15 protein-coding genes are annotated in these 15,023 nt (G+C 45.4%); 9 read left to right on the top strand and 6 right to left on the bottom strand.

Features of this window, described 5'->3' with window-relative positions:
* Positions 1 to 17: 17 nt before the first annotated feature.
* A complete protein-coding gene (gene uvrC / locus NFI80_RS12110; protein WP_233795733.1) occupies positions 18 to 1,835 on the top strand; it encodes an excinuclease ABC subunit UvrC in 1,818 nt (605 codons plus the stop codon).
* Here the strand turns inward: uvrC and NFI80_RS12105 are convergent.
* The gene (locus tag NFI80_RS12105; RefSeq protein WP_235162915.1) at positions 1,802 to 3,076 is read right to left on the bottom strand and encodes a BaiN/RdsA family NAD(P)/FAD-dependent oxidoreductase; all 1,275 of its coding nucleotides are present in this window, start codon (positions 3,074 to 3,076) and stop codon (positions 1,802 to 1,804) included. The two genes, uvrC and NFI80_RS12105, sit on opposite strands and share 34 nt — an antisense overlap.
* A 92-nt stretch (positions 3,077 to 3,168) precedes the next feature.
* Between NFI80_RS12105 and NFI80_RS12100 the strand changes: the two genes are divergently transcribed.
* Genes NFI80_RS12100 through NFI80_RS12075 form a run of 6 tightly spaced genes read left to right on the top strand, consistent with a single transcriptional unit; the run spans position 3,169 to position 8,638 of the window.
* Positions 3,169 to 4,221, top strand: a complete 1,053-nt coding sequence (locus NFI80_RS12100; RefSeq protein WP_235162916.1) for a saccharopine dehydrogenase family protein — start codon at positions 3,169 to 3,171, stop codon at positions 4,219 to 4,221.
* A gap of 30 nt (positions 4,222 to 4,251) precedes the next feature.
* Positions 4,252 to 5,790 carry an L-piperidine-6-carboxylate dehydrogenase gene (gene amaB, locus NFI80_RS12095; RefSeq protein WP_235162917.1) on the top strand — a complete coding sequence of 513 codons (1,539 nt, stop codon included), beginning with the start codon at positions 4,252 to 4,254 and terminating at the stop codon, positions 5,788 to 5,790.
* Positions 5,791 to 5,849: 59 nt separating this feature from the next.
* Entirely contained in the window at positions 5,850 to 6,119 is a 270-nt protein-coding gene (locus NFI80_RS12090) for a PqqD family protein (protein ID WP_235162918.1), read from the top strand.
* Positions 6,120 to 6,125: 6 nt separating this feature from the next.
* Complete coding sequence (locus NFI80_RS12085; RefSeq protein ID WP_235162919.1) at positions 6,126 to 6,566, top strand: lasso peptide biosynthesis B2 protein; 441 nt, start codon at positions 6,126 to 6,128, stop codon at positions 6,564 to 6,566.
* Positions 6,567 to 6,582: 16 nt separating this feature from the next.
* Entirely contained in the window at positions 6,583 to 7,500 is a 918-nt protein-coding gene (locus NFI80_RS12080) for a phosphoenolpyruvate carboxykinase (ATP) (RefSeq protein WP_235162920.1), read from the top strand.
* Between the two features lies 1 nt (position 7,501).
* Positions 7,502 to 8,638, top strand: a complete 1,137-nt coding sequence (locus NFI80_RS12075; protein ID WP_235162921.1) for a nucleotidyltransferase domain-containing protein — start codon at positions 7,502 to 7,504, stop codon at positions 8,636 to 8,638.
* Here the strand turns inward: NFI80_RS12075 and NFI80_RS12070 are convergent.
* The 3 genes from NFI80_RS12070 to rsfS form a co-directional block, all read right to left on the bottom strand.
* On the bottom strand, positions 8,635 to 9,582 hold the full coding sequence (locus NFI80_RS12070; RefSeq protein ID WP_235162922.1) for an aldose 1-epimerase: 948 nt from the start codon (positions 9,580 to 9,582) through the stop codon (positions 8,635 to 8,637). The genes NFI80_RS12075 and NFI80_RS12070 overlap by 4 nt on opposite strands.
* 94 nt (positions 9,583 to 9,676) lie before the next feature.
* The gene (ftsH, locus tag NFI80_RS12065; protein ID WP_233795742.1) at positions 9,677 to 11,734 is read right to left on the bottom strand and encodes an ATP-dependent zinc metalloprotease FtsH; all 2,058 of its coding nucleotides are present in this window, start codon (positions 11,732 to 11,734) and stop codon (positions 9,677 to 9,679) included.
* 72 nt (positions 11,735 to 11,806) lie between these two features.
* Positions 11,807 to 12,190, bottom strand: coding sequence for a ribosome silencing factor (gene rsfS / locus NFI80_RS12060; protein WP_026630890.1), 384 nt, complete (start codon positions 12,188 to 12,190; stop codon positions 11,807 to 11,809).
* Between the two features lie 44 nt (positions 12,191 to 12,234).
* Here rsfS and NFI80_RS12055 point away from each other — a divergent pair, with 44 nt between their 5' ends.
* Positions 12,235 to 13,002 (top strand): biotin--[acetyl-CoA-carboxylase] ligase, encoded by a 768-nt coding sequence (locus NFI80_RS12055; protein ID WP_235162923.1) that lies wholly within the window; start codon positions 12,235 to 12,237, stop codon positions 13,000 to 13,002.
* 1 nt (position 13,003) lies between these two features.
* Here the strand turns inward: NFI80_RS12055 and NFI80_RS12050 are convergent, their stop codons facing one another.
* Both NFI80_RS12050 and NFI80_RS12045 read right to left on the bottom strand, forming a co-directional pair.
* Complete coding sequence (locus NFI80_RS12050) at positions 13,004 to 13,333, bottom strand: transmembrane 220 family protein (RefSeq protein WP_235162924.1); 330 nt, start codon at positions 13,331 to 13,333, stop codon at positions 13,004 to 13,006.
* A 23-nt stretch (positions 13,334 to 13,356) separates the two neighbouring features.
* Positions 13,357 to 14,058, bottom strand: coding sequence for a tetratricopeptide repeat protein (locus NFI80_RS12045; protein ID WP_255703301.1), 702 nt, complete (start codon positions 14,056 to 14,058; stop codon positions 13,357 to 13,359).
* A 282-nt stretch (positions 14,059 to 14,340) separates the two neighbouring features.
* Between NFI80_RS12045 and fsa the strand changes: the two genes are divergently transcribed.
* Positions 14,341 to 15,003, top strand: a complete 663-nt coding sequence (gene fsa, locus NFI80_RS12040; protein WP_233795746.1) for a fructose-6-phosphate aldolase — start codon at positions 14,341 to 14,343, stop codon at positions 15,001 to 15,003.
* Positions 15,004 to 15,023: the final 20 nt, after the last annotated feature.

Here is a 15,023-nt window from a genome sequence, read left to right as displayed (position 1 = left end):
GTCCAGAAATTTATTCAATGTCTGAATTCAATTATAAAGAAGAACTTTCAAAAATTCCGCTTGATCCAGGTGTATATCGCTATTTTGATGAAACCGGGGAAGTAATATATGTGGGTAAGGCAAAAAGCCTCAGAAGCCGGGTTTCGAGCTATTTCCTGAAATCCAATCAGCACGACCGTAAAACCAAACGGCTCGTAAGTCAGATCCGCCGCATTGAATACACGATCGTTCACAGTGAATGGGATGCATTATTGCTTGAAAATCAGCTTATCAAGCAGTTACAGCCGAAATTTAACATTCTCCTCAAAGACGATAAAACATACCCTTTCATATGCGTCACGCAGGAGCGCTTTCCGCGTGTGTACGTGACGCGCAACCTGGACAGAACCAAGGGCACTTTTTACGGGCCTTTTGCCAGTTTGCGGACCATGCACACGCTGCTTGATATGTTCAGATCGCTTTACACGATCCGTTCGTGCCAGTTGCCGCTTTCGCAGGCGAACATTGAAGCTGGGAAATTTAAAGTTTGTCTAGAATACCACATTGGCAACTGCAAAGGCCCGTGCGAAGGGTTGCAGGACGAAGCCGAGTACAATGCGGAAATCGAACAGGTCCATAATATCCTGAAAGGCAATTTATCGCTGCCGCAACAATATTTTAAAGACAAAATGTTGAAAGCTGCCGAGCAAATGGAATTTGAAAAAGCACATTCCTGGAAAACGAAAATCGAAAGCCTTTCTAATTTCCAAAGCAAAGCCACTGTTACGAATCCGAAAATCGGGAACATTGATGTGCTGACCATTGTGTCCGATGAAGAAGCTGCGTATCTCAATTTTATGAAAATAAAACAGGGATATATGGTTGCTACACAGACCATTGAGGTGAAAAAAAAGCTTGATGAAAGCGATGCGGAGATCCTCGCATTAATGATCGTCGAAATGCGTTCCAAGTTTGGGGCCGAAGCCAAAGAGCTGATCTCGAACATTAAGCCCGATCTGGAAATGCGCCTGGAACTGACTGTCCCTCAGATAGGTGATAAAAAGAAGCTGCTCGATATGTCCATGAAGAATGTGATGTATTTCCGCCGTGATAAGGCCGAGCGCAGGGAAGTCGAAGCATCTGCGACTTCGTCCAAAAAAGACAGGATTCTGATCCGTTTAAAGGCAGATTTGCAACTAAAAACGCTCCCTAGACACATTGAATGCTTCGATAACTCCAACATTCAGGGCACGAACCCGGTTGCTGCCATGGTTTGTTTTAAGGACGGAAAGCCTTCTAAAAAGGACTACCGGCATTTCAACATTAAAACCGTTATCGGCCCCAATGACTTTGCGTCCATGAACGAGGTGGTAGGAAGGCGTTATCTCAGGCTGATTGCAGAAGAGCAGCCGCTCCCGGACTTAATAGTGGTGGATGGTGGAAAAGGTCAGCTTGGCGCTGCCTGTGATGCATTGAAAAACCTGGGTATATATGGCCAGGTGCCCATTATCGGCATTGCTAAAAGGTTGGAAGAAATCTACTTTCCGGAAGATTCCCTGCCGCTTTACATTGATAAAAAGTCTGAATCATTGAAGCTCATTCAGCAGATCCGCGATGAAGCGCACCGGTTCGGGATCACGTTTCACAGGGATAAGAGAAGCAAAGCCAGCCTGATCAGTGAACTGGACGGTGTGGACGGCGTAGGTAAGGTGACGGCTGCGAAATTGCTGAAATTCTTCGGGTCTGTTCGTGGTATCCGTGAAAGTTCATTGGAGCAGTTGGCGGGGCTCGTAGGGCTTGACCGGGCGAAGAAGGTAAGGGCTTACTTCGATGCTATGGCAGACAATGTTGAGTGACCGGCCAGGTTTTTGCCGGCAATGTATCCGGTTGTCCAGGCATTTTGAAAATTGAATCCGCCTGTAATGCCATCAATGTCAAGCACTTCTCCTGCGAAATATAAACCTGGGACTGCTTTGCTTTCTAGTGTTTCATGATCAATGTCGTTCAGGGAAATTCCACCGCATGTCACGAACTCTTCCTTAAATGTTGTCTTTCCTTTTACGTCAAACTGACTGTTTGTCAGTAACTCCGTAAGCCGGTTCAATGCTTTGTTCGTCGCATCCGACCAGCGCAGCTCGTCCGGAATCTCTGATTTTGCAACGAACGCTTTCCATAACCGCGCGGGAATGCCCAGCCTTGCGTGCGAGGAGATTTGCTGTTTCGGCGTTTTGGCTTTTTCACCCATCAAAAATTCCCTGACCTGCTGCTCATTCATTTGCGGAGCCCAATTGATCTTGCAAATAAAATTGTAATCCTTTTCCGCAAGATCGCGTGCGCCCCAGGCCGAAAGTTTCAGAACGGCAGGGCCACTAAAACCCCAATGTGTTATCAGCAGCGGGCCTTGCCATTCATGTTTGGTTCCCGAAATTTTCACAAGAGCATCCTGAACTGAGACACCGGCCAGCGGCAGAAGATAATTGCCGGGCGTGTTAAATGTAAAAAGAGATGGAAGCGGGTTAATGATCGTGTGATCATGCGTTTGAAGCCAATCAAATCCGCTCGCCTTCGGATAGCCGCCGGTTGCAATCAGCAGTTTATCCGCATAAAGTTTTTCATCATCATTTAGCTGAACCGAAAAACCTTCCCGGCCTTCCCCTGTAATTTTAGAAAATGACTGAACAGACGTGCCCGTTCTGATCTCAATGTTGAGGTTACGAGCCGTTCTGATCATGCATTCAATAATCGTTTGTGAAGAATCTGTAACCGGGAACATTCTGCCATCGGGCTCGGTCTTCAATTTTACACCCTTATTCTCAAACCAACTGACGGTGTCCTTCGCATCGAAATGATGCAGCATTTTCCGAAGCAACTTTTCACCACGGGGATAATTTTTAATAAAAAAACGCAGATCGGACGGGTTATGCGTCACATTGCAGCGGCCACCGCCCGACACCCGGACTTTGTTCAAAACCGTCTTATTCTTCTCCAAAATCACAATTTTCGCGTCCGGGTTCTCTTCTGCTGCCGTTATAGCAGCCATAAACCCGGAGGCGCCTCCACCCACAATGACAATCTGCATAGCACTTCTATTCATCATACAAAAATGACATGTAAGTTTTAAAAACTGCTATTTCTTTTCATATCTTTCTCCACAGCTAAAATATTTACAACCTAAATGTTTGACTATACATGCAAAAAATCCTCGTTATCGGTCTCGGAAAAGTGGGGTCTCTCGTCGGGACCTTATTGAGTAAAAAATTCAATGTTACCGGGGTTGATAAAACCCAACCTGCTGTGCTGCTTCCATTTCCGGTAATCCCCGGCGACATTAGCAATCCGGAATTTCTGGAACAAACGCTTGCCGGGTTTGATGCAGTTGTATCCTGCATGCCTTATAATCTCAACTTACCCATCGCGCGCAAAGCCTGCGAGCAGGGAATACATTATTTCGATCTGACCGAAGACGTTGCCACGACCGCCGCAATACGGGAAATGGCAAAGGAAAGCAGGAGCGTGCTTGCACCGCAATGTGGCCTGGCGCCTGGCTTTATTGGCATAGTAGGAATGGATCTGGCCAAACGTTTTACCAAATTACGCGACATCGAACTGCGCGTAGGTGCTTTGCCACGCTATCCGAATGGCTTGATGGGTTATTCTTTTACATGGTCTCCGGCGGGTGTCGTGAATGAGTATATCAATGATGCCGAAGTGATCCACAATGGCGTCAGGAAGATGGTTCCTTCATTAGAAGGCATTGAAATGATCAATATAGAAGGGCAGGAGTTTGAAGCTTTCATCACCTCCGGAGGTTTAGGGACCATGTGTGAAACATTGGAAGGAAAGCTGGATACGCTGAATTACAAGACGATACGATATCCCGGACATTGCAGTCTGATGCGTTTCATGCTTTACGAACTTTGCTTGAAGGATAAGCGCGAATTGATCGAGCAAATATTGACAGAGGCAAAACCGCCTGTGCAGCAGGATGTTGTTTACGTTTATGCAGTTGTTGAAGGCTGGAAAGAAAACCGGTTGGAAAGGGAAGAGTTTTACCGGGCATACCATCCCATTGAGATCGACGGGCAACATTGGCGCGCTATTTCCTGGACAACTGCCGCCTCCATTGCTTCGGTTGTAGAGATGGTTGCAAATGGCGGATTACCCAGTAAGGGTTTCATTCGTCAGGAAGATATTTTATTGCAAGATTTCCTTCAAACGCAAAATGGTTCGTTTTTTAATTGAGAAGGAACATTACACACAAAAGACTGATTAATGGAAAATATACAAACCGTCCTGGATGCGCTAGGCATTCAGCAGCTTAATAATGGTGTTAGTACAGGCAAGGTTCATCAGGCCGGAAATGGAGGGATTTTGGAAGCCGTTTCGCCGGTTGACGGCAAAAGAATAGCGCAGGCAAACCAGGCTGATCGCTCTGATTATGATTTCGTGGTGCAGAAAGCGGTAGAAGCATTTAAAATTTGGAAACAGATCCCTGCACCAAAACGCGGTGAGATCGTGCGCCAGATGGGTGATCAGCTTCGGAAATTCAAAACGGAGCTTGGTACACTGGTAAGCTATGAAATGGGCAAAAGCTTGCAGGAAGGATTGGGAGAAGTGCAGGAAATGATCGATATCTGCGATTTTGCAGTGGGTCTTTCGCGCCAGCTTTACGGATTAAGCATGCATAGCGAACGCCCGCAACACCGGATGTATGAGCAATGGCATCCGATCGGTGTCGTCGGCATTATATCTGCATTTAATTTTCCGGTTGCCGTCTGGTCGTGGAATGCCATGCTGGCGTGGGTTTGCGGGGATGTTTGTATCTGGAAACCTTCGGAAAAAACGCCGCTAACGGCATTGGCATCACAAAACATTATCAAAACAGTGCTTGAAGAAAACGATGTGCCGGAAGGCGTGTCGTGTATTTTAACGGGCGGCCGCGAAGTAGGAGCATGGCTGGCAAATGATCCGCGGATTGCATTGGTTTCGGCAACGGGAAGCACACGGATGGGGAAGGCTGTGGGTGAAGCTGTGGCTAGGCGGCTGGGTAAAAGCTTGCTTGAACTGGGCGGTAACAATGCCATCATCATCACGCCGTCGGCCGACCTGCACGTTGCTATCCCCGGCATCGTATTCGGGGCAGTAGGAACAGCTGGCCAGCGATGCACATCTACCCGAAGGATCATTGTCCAGGCTGAGATTTATGAAGAGGTGAAGCAGCGGCTGGTCAAAGCATACGCGCAACTGCGCATTGGAAATCCCCTTGATGCCAACATGCACGTCGGTCCATTGATCGATAAGGATGCTGTTTCTCAATATCAGCTTGCCGTAGAAAAAGTGATAGACGCCGGTGGCACTTTTATTGTCGAGCCGCAAGTGCTGAATGGGCCAGAATTTTCGTCTGGATGTTACGTTGCGCCTTGTATTGCGGAGGTTCAAAATAGATATGCAATTGTGCAACATGAGACCTTCGCGCCCATTCTTTATTTGATCAAATACAATGATATGGAAGAAGCCATCGCCATTCAGAATGACGTTCCGCAAGGATTATCATCTGCTATTTTTACGCTAAATATCAGAGAATCAGAGCTGTTCCTTTCTCATGCAGGATCCGATTGCGGGATTGCTAATGTAAACATTGGCACTTCGGGAGCGGAGATTGGCGGGGCATTTGGCGGAGAAAAAGAAACGGGCGGCGGTCGTGAATCGGGTTCGGATGCCTGGAAAGTTTATATGCGCAGGCAGACAAACACGATCAATTACGGAACGGCACTCCCGCTGGCGCAGGGAATAAAGTTTGAGATTGAGTAATTAAAATTTTTAACTTTGTACAAATCAAAACACATTATATAACATCAGAATAGCCCCTCATGAATAAATACCAACTTACCTCAGACCAGATTAGCTCCAAAGTAGCCGGCGAAACAGTCATACTCAATCACAGCAAAGGTGCTTATTACGGACTGAATGAAGTAGGAATGCTTGTCTGGGATAATCTGGAAAAAGGCCCGCAAACCATTGATTCTCTTTGTGATGCAGTGATCAGCGAATATGAGATTGATGCTGAAACTTGTAAAAATGACATAGATTTTTTGCTGAAAGACCTTATTTCTGAAAAACTGGTGGAGGTAACTAATTAGGGACGATTGGGACGATTTAAGCACCATATTGCCAAATGGAACGGTTTATCGCATGAAGGAAAGCTCATTTTTCTGAAAGCGGCTGTGAGTCTGGTGCTTATCAAAACGGGTCTGGCGATTTTACCCTTTGGCACATTCAGGAAAATATTCCATTGGCTTTGCAAAAGTGAACACACCGGTGAAATATCCCAGGAAAGAATCGATCAGACTGTCTGGGCCGTGGATACTGCTTCTCATATGCTGCCATTAGAATTGCTATGTCTCCCGCGCGCGCTGGCAACCAAATATCTGCTCCGTAAAGTGCCCGCATTAACATTAGAAATAGGCATCGAAGTAAATCCTGCCAAGCAATTTGAGGCGCATGCGTGGGTGGAAAAAAACGGCTTCGTCATTATGGGTAACTGGCCGGAATCAGTTCTTTATCAGCGAATTTGGGTTTGGAAATGATTTTACCATAATATACATGCATTATTATAAAGCCTTTGGGTTAAATATCCTTTCCGAAATACAACTTCCCGAATTAAGTGACGGAGACGCTAAATCCGATCCCGATTTATATATCAAATCAGCAGCATTCGAATTGCCTGCTCTGGGCAAAACACAATTATATCGAAGAGGCGTGCGGGCATCATTCGGGAAAGATGCTGACGAGAATCTTTATCTGCATTGGGATAATATAGCATCGTTTAAAGCCACAAATGGCAATTATTTGTATGTTAATGCATTAACTAATGACGGTAATCTGATAAGCCTGTTTACAGTAAGTGAGGCTATTGGTTTAATCCTGTTTCAACGCGGGTTGTTTCTCCTGCATGCAAGCTCGGTGCAGGTTGGCAATGAAGGCTGGTGTTTCATGGGAACGCCGGGAGCCGGAAAGTCAACAACGGCAGCTGCGTTTATTAAGGCAGGTTGCAAATTACTAAGCGACGATTTAACCGCCATCGCCTTCCATGAAGATGGATCAGCTTACATTGTTCCTGCATATCCACAGCTTAAAATCTGGGACAAGACGGTCGCCGGCCTGCACTACTCGGAATCCGAATTACATCCGGTGAGCGAAGGTGTCAACAAATTCTCTTATGAGCCGAAATCAGATTTTTCACATGAGCCAGTGCCATTAAAGGAGGTGTTTTTTTTGCATAGAGCGCGCAATAGGAAGCCGCTGGCAGCGCTGTCTGCTGCTGAGATCCCTACCGAGACATTGAAGCACTTCCCGCTGCCCAGCCAGCTGCTTACCAGGGACGTTTTGAAAAGACTTTTTTTACAGAGCTTTCAATGCAGCAAATCCGCGAAGCTGTGGAAGAAGAAACGTCCGGACGGATTTGAAAACCTGGAAAAATGGGTCAGTGAATGCATTCCGGAACAATTAATAGCCGGATAATATGCCAGACCTGAAAATTTCGCCCGAACTGGCCCTGCTGATTGAAGCTGCGCTCGGAGGGAAATCAAAACTGCCATTCCAAATACATCAACGCGAGGTAATCTGGCCAAAATTCACAAGGCTGGCCAACTGGCATCAGGTGAGACCATTATTGCTGGATCATTTGCAAAATGGGGCAGAACAGCCTGAAATTCCTGTTAAACATTTAGCGGCTTTGAAAGAATTCGCGATGGGGCAGGCCGTGACAAATATGGCGTTTTTAGGAATTTCCGTGCGCTTATATCAGCAGCTTATTGCGGCTGACGTCAAAGCTTTTTTAATGAAAGGTGCATTGTGGGCCTGGCTGTTGTATGACAAGCCCAATCAGCGGGAATTCGGCGATATTGACTTTTTTGTCAAGGAAGAAGATGTTCCGCAAAGTCTTGACACATTAAAATCAAGTGGCTTTGCACCAGACGCTTACCGCAGGTATTTATTAAGTAAGGATGCATTGAGACAGGCCTATCTGGATACGGATTATCAGCTTCCTTTGGAACCGGTCGGGGAACATACATTGCAGTCGCTGGAAGTCCAGTGGAGGCCGAGTTACCCGCGTTACTGCTATGATCTGACCTGGGAAGAACTTTCAAAGGATATGATTGAGGTGCAAATGGCTGGTGCTGCTATCCATATTCCCCGCATGGAAAACCAATTGCTCCTGATGGTCATTCATCATGGCGGCATCGAGCAGTGGGACAAGCTGAAATACATGGGCGATTTCGTAAGACTTTTACGGAAACATGCGGGTGAACTTGATTGGGATTACATTCAGAATATGACCATAAAGAAAGGTTTCAACCGGCTGCTCATGGAATCGCTGGCGATGGCCCATATGCTTACTGGTGAAACCTTTTCAAGCCCGAACATGGCAGATACTGTGAACGCTCCTTCCGAACATTTTAGAAATGCAATTCTTACGCATTGGGAAAACGAACGTCCGGTATTGAAGTCAAAATCGTGGCGCATATTTACTTATAATATGCGCCATAGAGATAATTTGAGCATTAAATGTGCAATTATCGCTGCCCATTTACGCTATCTCACTCACTGGAAGTTGCTCTGGCATAAGGCTTTTTGGTACAAGCAACACCGCTCTTAAACCAGCGTAAGCGTAATGGAGCCGGAAATGCTCTTTCCATGCGCAAGAATGTTAAGCCCTTCGCCGGAATTGAATGAATCCACATTTGCTGTTAATGGCTCAATAGCCACACAATCGCGCGCAGGCGGAGTGTATACGACCAGATAATTAAACTTGCCTTCTCCGGTTTCCTGTTTGATCCGCAATGTAATATCCTGATTCTCTGAAATCAGCTCAGTTGTAACACTGTCAGACGCAGCATTTACCACGAAGCAATTATCAAAAGCTTTCTGATATATTTTGGTCGGCTTTTCTACAAGAAACGGCTTTCTGCCAACCGGAATCTGGTTATTGTCAAAATCTACAATTTCATCAGATGGAATGTTGATCTTCCATGCGTCGGCCTGCTCATTACCAAGAACGAAATACGGATGCCATCCAAACATTGCCGGAGCCGGCTCATTACCTTGATTAATCGCCTCATAAGTTAATACAAACCGCCCGTCTGCGTGCAATGTATAGAGCACAGAGAAATCCACGGCAAATGGATAGCCTTCGGGATTATTGATCGAATAGGAGAGTTTCACCGAAGCCCTGTCGGCCTGAATGTCCTGCTCCTCAATGTTGAATGATTGTTTTCTCACCAATCCATGTATAGCATTCAGGTTGCCGGTTTCATTTTTAACCAACTGATATTCTTTACCCAGAAACTTATATTTCCCATCCGGAATCCTGCTGGCAAACGGAAAGAGGAGTTCGCTAGCGCTCTTTGTATCCGCAAGGAGGCTGTCGGGAGTAGGCGGCGTCTTTAACAGAGAAAATAAAGTAATGCCTTTTCTTAGTGATAACTGGCGAACAATGCCGCCTAACTCAGGAATAATAACACAGCGATTTCCAGTTGTTGATTCCTGGATTACAAGTTCAGTAAGCTCGCCAAATTGTTGTTCAATTATTTCAAAAGACATTTGTTGCGGGGTTTGGGATGGATGTTTGTTACAAAAATAATAGCCGGACAATGTGATTGCCCGGCTATATATATCATTATGAAGTCAAAGCGCCTTATTCGTTTGAAACGTCTTTACCTGCTTCTGCCAATTCTTCTTCTTTGTTGTCTTTTTCCAATGTATGTTTTACAACTTCCTCATGGATCGCTGCTTCTTCATTGGAACGACGGTTAATGTAGGCCTGATAGCTCGTTTCCTTCTCGTAAGGACGTTTTCCAATCAGTTTTTCAAGATCACTCTGGAATAAAATTTCTTTTTCCAAAAGCTCTTTCGCCAACACTTCCAATTTGTCCCGCTTCTCGAATAAAAGATTTTTAACAAACTGGTATGCCTGATCGATCAGCTTTCTAACTTCTTCATCAATAGCTTGTGACGTTGATTCGGAATATGGCTTCGTGAATGCGTAGTCGCTTTGTTTGGAATCGTAGTAAGAAATGTTTCCGATACGCTCGTTCATTCCGTACATAGTTACCATGCTATACGCCACTTTCGTAACGCGTTCAAGGTCACTTAATGCACCGGTAGAGATCTTGCCGAAAACCACATCTTCCGCAGCGCGACCGCCTAATGTCATGCACATTTCGTCAAACAGCTGTTCTGTACGATACAAATACTGTTCTCTCGGCAGATACTGGGCGTAACCTAATGCAGCAACACCACGGGGAACGATCGATACTTTAACCAATGGATCAGCATGTTCCAGGAACCAGCCTGCAACTGCGTGACCTGCTTCATGGTAAGCAACGATTTCCTTTTCCTCAGGGGAGATCAGTTTGTTTTTCTTTTCCAAACCACCGATAACCCGGTCCATTGCATCCTGGAAATCCTGCATAGTTACTTCCTCACGGTTACGACGGGCTGCAATTAATGCTGCTTCGTTACAAACGTTCGCAATTTCAGCTCCCGCAAAACCGGGCGTCTGAGATGATAGTTTTTGAATGTTAACGTCAGTCGACAATTTCAAAGGTTTCAAATGCACTTTGAAAATCGCTTCACGACCGATAACATCCGGCTTATCAACTGAGATCTGACGGTCAAAACGGCCTGGACGAAGCAAAGCTGGGTCCAAAACGTCAGGACGGTTGGTTGCTGCTACGATAATGATACCGGAATCGGTAGCAAAACCATCCATTTCAACCAGCAGCGAGTTCAATGTATTTTCGCGTTCATCATTGGAACCTGGCATTGCACCACGTCCACGTGAACGGCCAACTGCGTCGATCTCATCAATAAAGATGATACAAGGCGCTTTTTCTTTTGCTTGCTTGAAAAGGTCACGAACACGCGCCGCACCCACACCCACGAACATTTCAACAAAGTCTGAACCGGACAGGGAGAAGAATGGAACGCCAGCTTCACCGGCAACTGCCTTGGCCAACAATGTTTTACCCGTTCCCGGAGGTCCTACAAGCAATGCACCTTTTGGAATTTTAGCACCCAGCTTCTTGAATTTGTCCGGGCTTTGCAGATATTCAACGATCTCTTTGATCTCTTCTTTCGCTTCGTCAAGGCCTGCAACGTCGTTAAAAGTAATTTTAACTTTGTTTTCAGCATCGAACAATGTAGCACGTGAACGACCAATGTTAAAGATCTGACCACCCGGCCCAACGCCGCCGGACATTCTGCCCAGAATGAAGTACATCACCAGGATCATGACAATGAAAAAGCCCCAGGTTCCGAGGAAGCTGGTCCAGTCGTTGCGCGTATCTACAACAAAAGGCACCTTGTCATCGTCAGGAATGCCTTCCTGCATCTTGTCGAAATCTTTCTTAAATGTTTCAGCGGACGTTACCTGGAATTGGTAATGAGAAACTGTCTCACCACCGAAGTAGTTATTCTCCTTTGCAACAACCTTGTATTTATCTTGTTTCAGGGCCTCTGGTTTCAGCGTTACCTCAACAGACTTGTCATTAACAATCGTTACCCGTTCGACTTCTTTGTCAGCCATCATTTTCTCGAAACGCTTTTGCGTCGTCTCGCGAATGGTTGAGGTCCGGTTTAGATATGTTATTCCAAGTATAGTGGCAATCAGAGCAGCGATAATCCAGCCCTGATATCCTTTTTGGGGACTTTTAGGACTGAGAGGCCCTCTTTTGTTATCGTTTTCGGACATTCTGTGTTTTTAATTAAGAGGAAATATAATAAACAACATTCCGGTCCAGGCGAATGTTCACCTGCCGGTCATTTATACCATGGAATCTTCCAGGTATGTCACCTCTGCATCTCCCCAAAGTTCTTCCAGATCATAATGCTTGCGGCGATCTTTGTTGAATATGTGTGCGACAACGTCGACATAATCAATCAAGATCCACTCTCCATTCGCCTTTCCTTCCTTCTGCCAGGGTTCTGTTTTGGACATTTTATAAACTTCGTCTTCAACCGAATTGGCCAAAGCATCTATCTGCGTGTCGGAGTTACCCGAACAAATTACAAAAAAATCAGTGATTGAGTTTTTTACATTTCTGAGGTCAAGTATTGCGATGTCCAGGCCCTTCTTTTCTATCATTCCTTTTGCTACCAGCTCAGAGAGATCTTTTGAGGATAGTTCTTTATTTTTGCGTTCTTTCATTCGTAGTTAATTCCTTTTCTAAACCCTAAAGTAAAACAAAAAAATTGTACAACTCTATACAGGATACCTTAATAATTGGTAAAAAAGTTATATATCTGCCAACTTGTCACTCTACAAACGACATAGCGGCTGAAATAGTGCACGCAGGGTTGTTCGACGAAGGGACTATTGTCATAACCGACAATCAGGTAAAAGGGAGGGGGCAGCGAGGGACCGAATGGGTGGCCGATCCGGGTCAGAATCTCACATTCTCGGTCATTTTAACCCCCGGTTTCCTGCCGGTAGGAGACCAGTTTTTATTAAGCCAGACAGTTGCTTTGGGAATCCGTGCTTATGCTGCATTATACGTAAATAACGCCAAAGTGAAATGGCCAAATGATGTGCATGTGAATGGCAAAAAAGTAAGCGGCGTCCTGATCGAAAATTCCATTCAGGGAAGCAGAATTGCCAGCTCGATCATAGGCATAGGCGCTAACATTAACCAGGCAGCCTTTGCGAATTCTTACGCAACATCTATTGGCAGGGAAACAGGCCGGCAGTTTGTGCTCAGCGAAGAGTTTCACAAGCTGCTTCGCTGCCTCGATCATTCCTACGCTGATTTGAAATCCAGAACATTAAATGATCGTATCCGTAAAGATTATTTGACAAACCTGTTCGGATACAATCACGCTGTTCGGTTTAAATATCAGGACCGCGTTCTTGAAGGCACGGTAAGCCATGTTACTTTGCAGGGCAAGCTGGTTTTGAAATTGCTTTCCGAAAGCGGCATGCTGGAAGTCGGGCTGAAAGAAATAGAATGGCTGAAAGATTAGATCAGCCCCATTTGCCTATCACAATCATCACAATCGTGCAGATTCCCAAGCCGAGCGACTCTCTTGCCAATTCAATGTTGAGGCTTCGCATGGCAGTTTCTCCAAAGAATACCCCTTCAAATTCCGGCGGCCATTGCAGCACAGCCGCAGCCAGATATCCCGCACCAAGCGCATAAAACACCCAGCTAGGCCCCAGTTCACGAATGCTCATAAAACAGGCAAGCGCTGCAAAACTGTAAATAGCAATCCATAAGCCCGAATCGGGGTCGTTAAGCTGTAAATAAGCAAAAGCGATGAAAAGTATTCCGGAAGCAATCTTAAAAAGTCTCATATCGAAGTGGGGTTAGATTGGTTTTATTTACAAAATTGCGCCAGCGCATTGGCAGCATCCGAGTAACCAACATTAAGGGCTTGTTTCAGATTCGTACAACCCAAATCCTTTTCACCATCATTCCATTGCGCAAGGCCGAGCCCATAAAATGCTTTGCCATAAGCTGCGTCCAAACGTACGGTCTGGCGAAAGGCCAGCGTGGCTTTCTTGTAGTCTTTGTTGCGATAGTAGGTATTTCCGAGGTTATACCAGGCCATTTTGTTGTTGTCATCCAGTTTGGTGGCTTTCTCAAAGTCAGCGATAGCTTCGGTGGGTCTTTCCATTAACACCAATAACTGACCGCGGTTAAGGAAGACGTCGGCGGTGTCCGGCGCGAGTTCGGCTGATTTGTTGTAATCTGCAAATGCGGAATCCAGCTTGTTCTCATCTGTGTAAAGCAGCGCACGGTTAAAATAGGGTCGGTAGGAGGTTGGTTTTATTTTGATTGCCTGGCCAAAGTCGAGGAGTGCGCTTGGGTATTCTTTCAGTTCGTAATAAGCAACGCCCCGTAAATTGAATGCATCAGCGTTCGCATCGTCTTTTTCAATGGCTTTGTTGATGAACTCAATGGCTTCACGGGTCTTGCCCTGTTGCATTAATTCTTTCCCTTTTTGCAAAAAAGCATCAGAAGATTGGGCACATGAAACACATAAATAGAGGAAAAATAAAAAAAAATAACGCGGCATAACTGTTCATTTCTAATTGATTCGCACAAAAGTAAGCCCAAACGTTAAATGAATGTTTTCTTTTTGTCAATAAAATGTCTTTATCTTTGCACCTGGCAAATCGGAACTACCAGCTCCTTCCGAATCCCCCAGGTCCTGACGGAAGCAAGGGTAGGTGGTCGATGCGGTGAGATTCTCGGTTTGCCTTTTTTTATGTCCTTTCGGTTCTATTCTCCTCTTTCTTTTTGCTTTTGACCAGGGTTTTCTACTTTTGTGGAATATTCTAACCAATAAATTCCCGTTATGAAATTTTTTATTGATACTGCTAACCTGGCAGAGATTCAGGAAGCACAGGCACTTGGTGTTTTGGACGGCGTTACTACCAACCCATCGTTAATGGCTAAGGAAGGAATTACGGGCAGGGATAACATCATGCGCCACTACAAAGCAATCTGCGACATCGTAGAAGGAGATGTAAGTGCAGAGGTTATTTCAATCGATTTGGCTGGAATGATCCGTGAAGGTGAAGAATTGATCGAGATCGACGACAAGATCGTTGTGAAGATCCCTATGACGAAAGAAGGCGTTAAAGCTTTGAAATATTTCTCTGGAAAAGGTGTTCGTACCAACTGTACATTGATTTTCTCAGCAGGACAGGCTCTTTTGGCTGCAAAAGCAGGTGCTACATATGTTTCTCCATTCATCGGTCGTCTGGACGATATTTCAACAGACGGTATCGCGTTGATCGAGCAAATCCTTTTGATTTACAGAAACTACGGTTTTGATACACAAGTTCTGGCAGCATCTGTTCGTCACCCAATGCACATTATCCAATGCGCAGAAGTTGGTGCAGATGTAATGACTGGTCCTTTGAGCGCGATGGAAGCATTGCTGAAACACCCGCTTACGGATATCGGACTGGAAAAATTCCTTGCTGATTACAAAAAGGGAAATCCAAATACCTAATTTTTTATGACGGAGTCAAC

The organism is Dyadobacter chenhuakuii (assembly GCF_023821985.2).
In the GTDB taxonomy this organism is placed as follows: Bacteria; Bacteroidota; Bacteroidia; order Cytophagales; family Spirosomataceae; genus Dyadobacter; species Dyadobacter chenhuakuii.
This window is presented reverse-complemented; position numbering and strand designations above follow the sequence as displayed.

Coding starts and splice junctions, on each gene's coding strand:
- uvrC (WP_233795733.1), top strand. CDS start 18: ATGTCTGAATTCAATTATAAAGAAGAACTTTCAAAAATTCCGCTTGAT.
- NFI80_RS12105 (WP_235162915.1), bottom strand. CDS start 3,076: ATGATGAATAGAAGTGCTATGCAGATTGTCATTGTGGGTGGAGGCGCC.
- NFI80_RS12100 (WP_235162916.1), top strand. CDS start 3,169: ATGCAAAAAATCCTCGTTATCGGTCTCGGAAAAGTGGGGTCTCTCGTC.
- amaB (WP_235162917.1), top strand. CDS start 4,252: ATGGAAAATATACAAACCGTCCTGGATGCGCTAGGCATTCAGCAGCTT.
- NFI80_RS12090 (WP_235162918.1), top strand. CDS start 5,850: ATGAATAAATACCAACTTACCTCAGACCAGATTAGCTCCAAAGTAGCC.
- NFI80_RS12080 (WP_235162920.1), top strand. CDS start 6,583: ATGCATTATTATAAAGCCTTTGGGTTAAATATCCTTTCCGAAATACAA.
- NFI80_RS12075 (WP_235162921.1), top strand. CDS start 7,502: ATGCCAGACCTGAAAATTTCGCCCGAACTGGCCCTGCTGATTGAAGCT.
- NFI80_RS12070 (WP_235162922.1), bottom strand. CDS start 9,582: ATGTCTTTTGAAATAATTGAACAACAATTTGGCGAGCTTACTGAACTT.
- ftsH (WP_233795742.1), bottom strand. CDS start 11,734: ATGTCCGAAAACGATAACAAAAGAGGGCCTCTCAGTCCTAAAAGTCCC.
- rsfS (WP_026630890.1), bottom strand. CDS start 12,190: ATGAAAGAACGCAAAAATAAAGAACTATCCTCAAAAGATCTCTCTGAG.
- NFI80_RS12050 (WP_235162924.1), bottom strand. CDS start 13,333: ATGAGACTTTTTAAGATTGCTTCCGGAATACTTTTCATCGCTTTTGCT.
- NFI80_RS12045 (WP_255703301.1), bottom strand. CDS start 14,058: ATGCCGCGTTATTTTTTTTTATTTTTCCTCTATTTATGTGTTTCATGT.
- fsa (WP_233795746.1), top strand. CDS start 14,341: ATGAAATTTTTTATTGATACTGCTAACCTGGCAGAGATTCAGGAAGCA.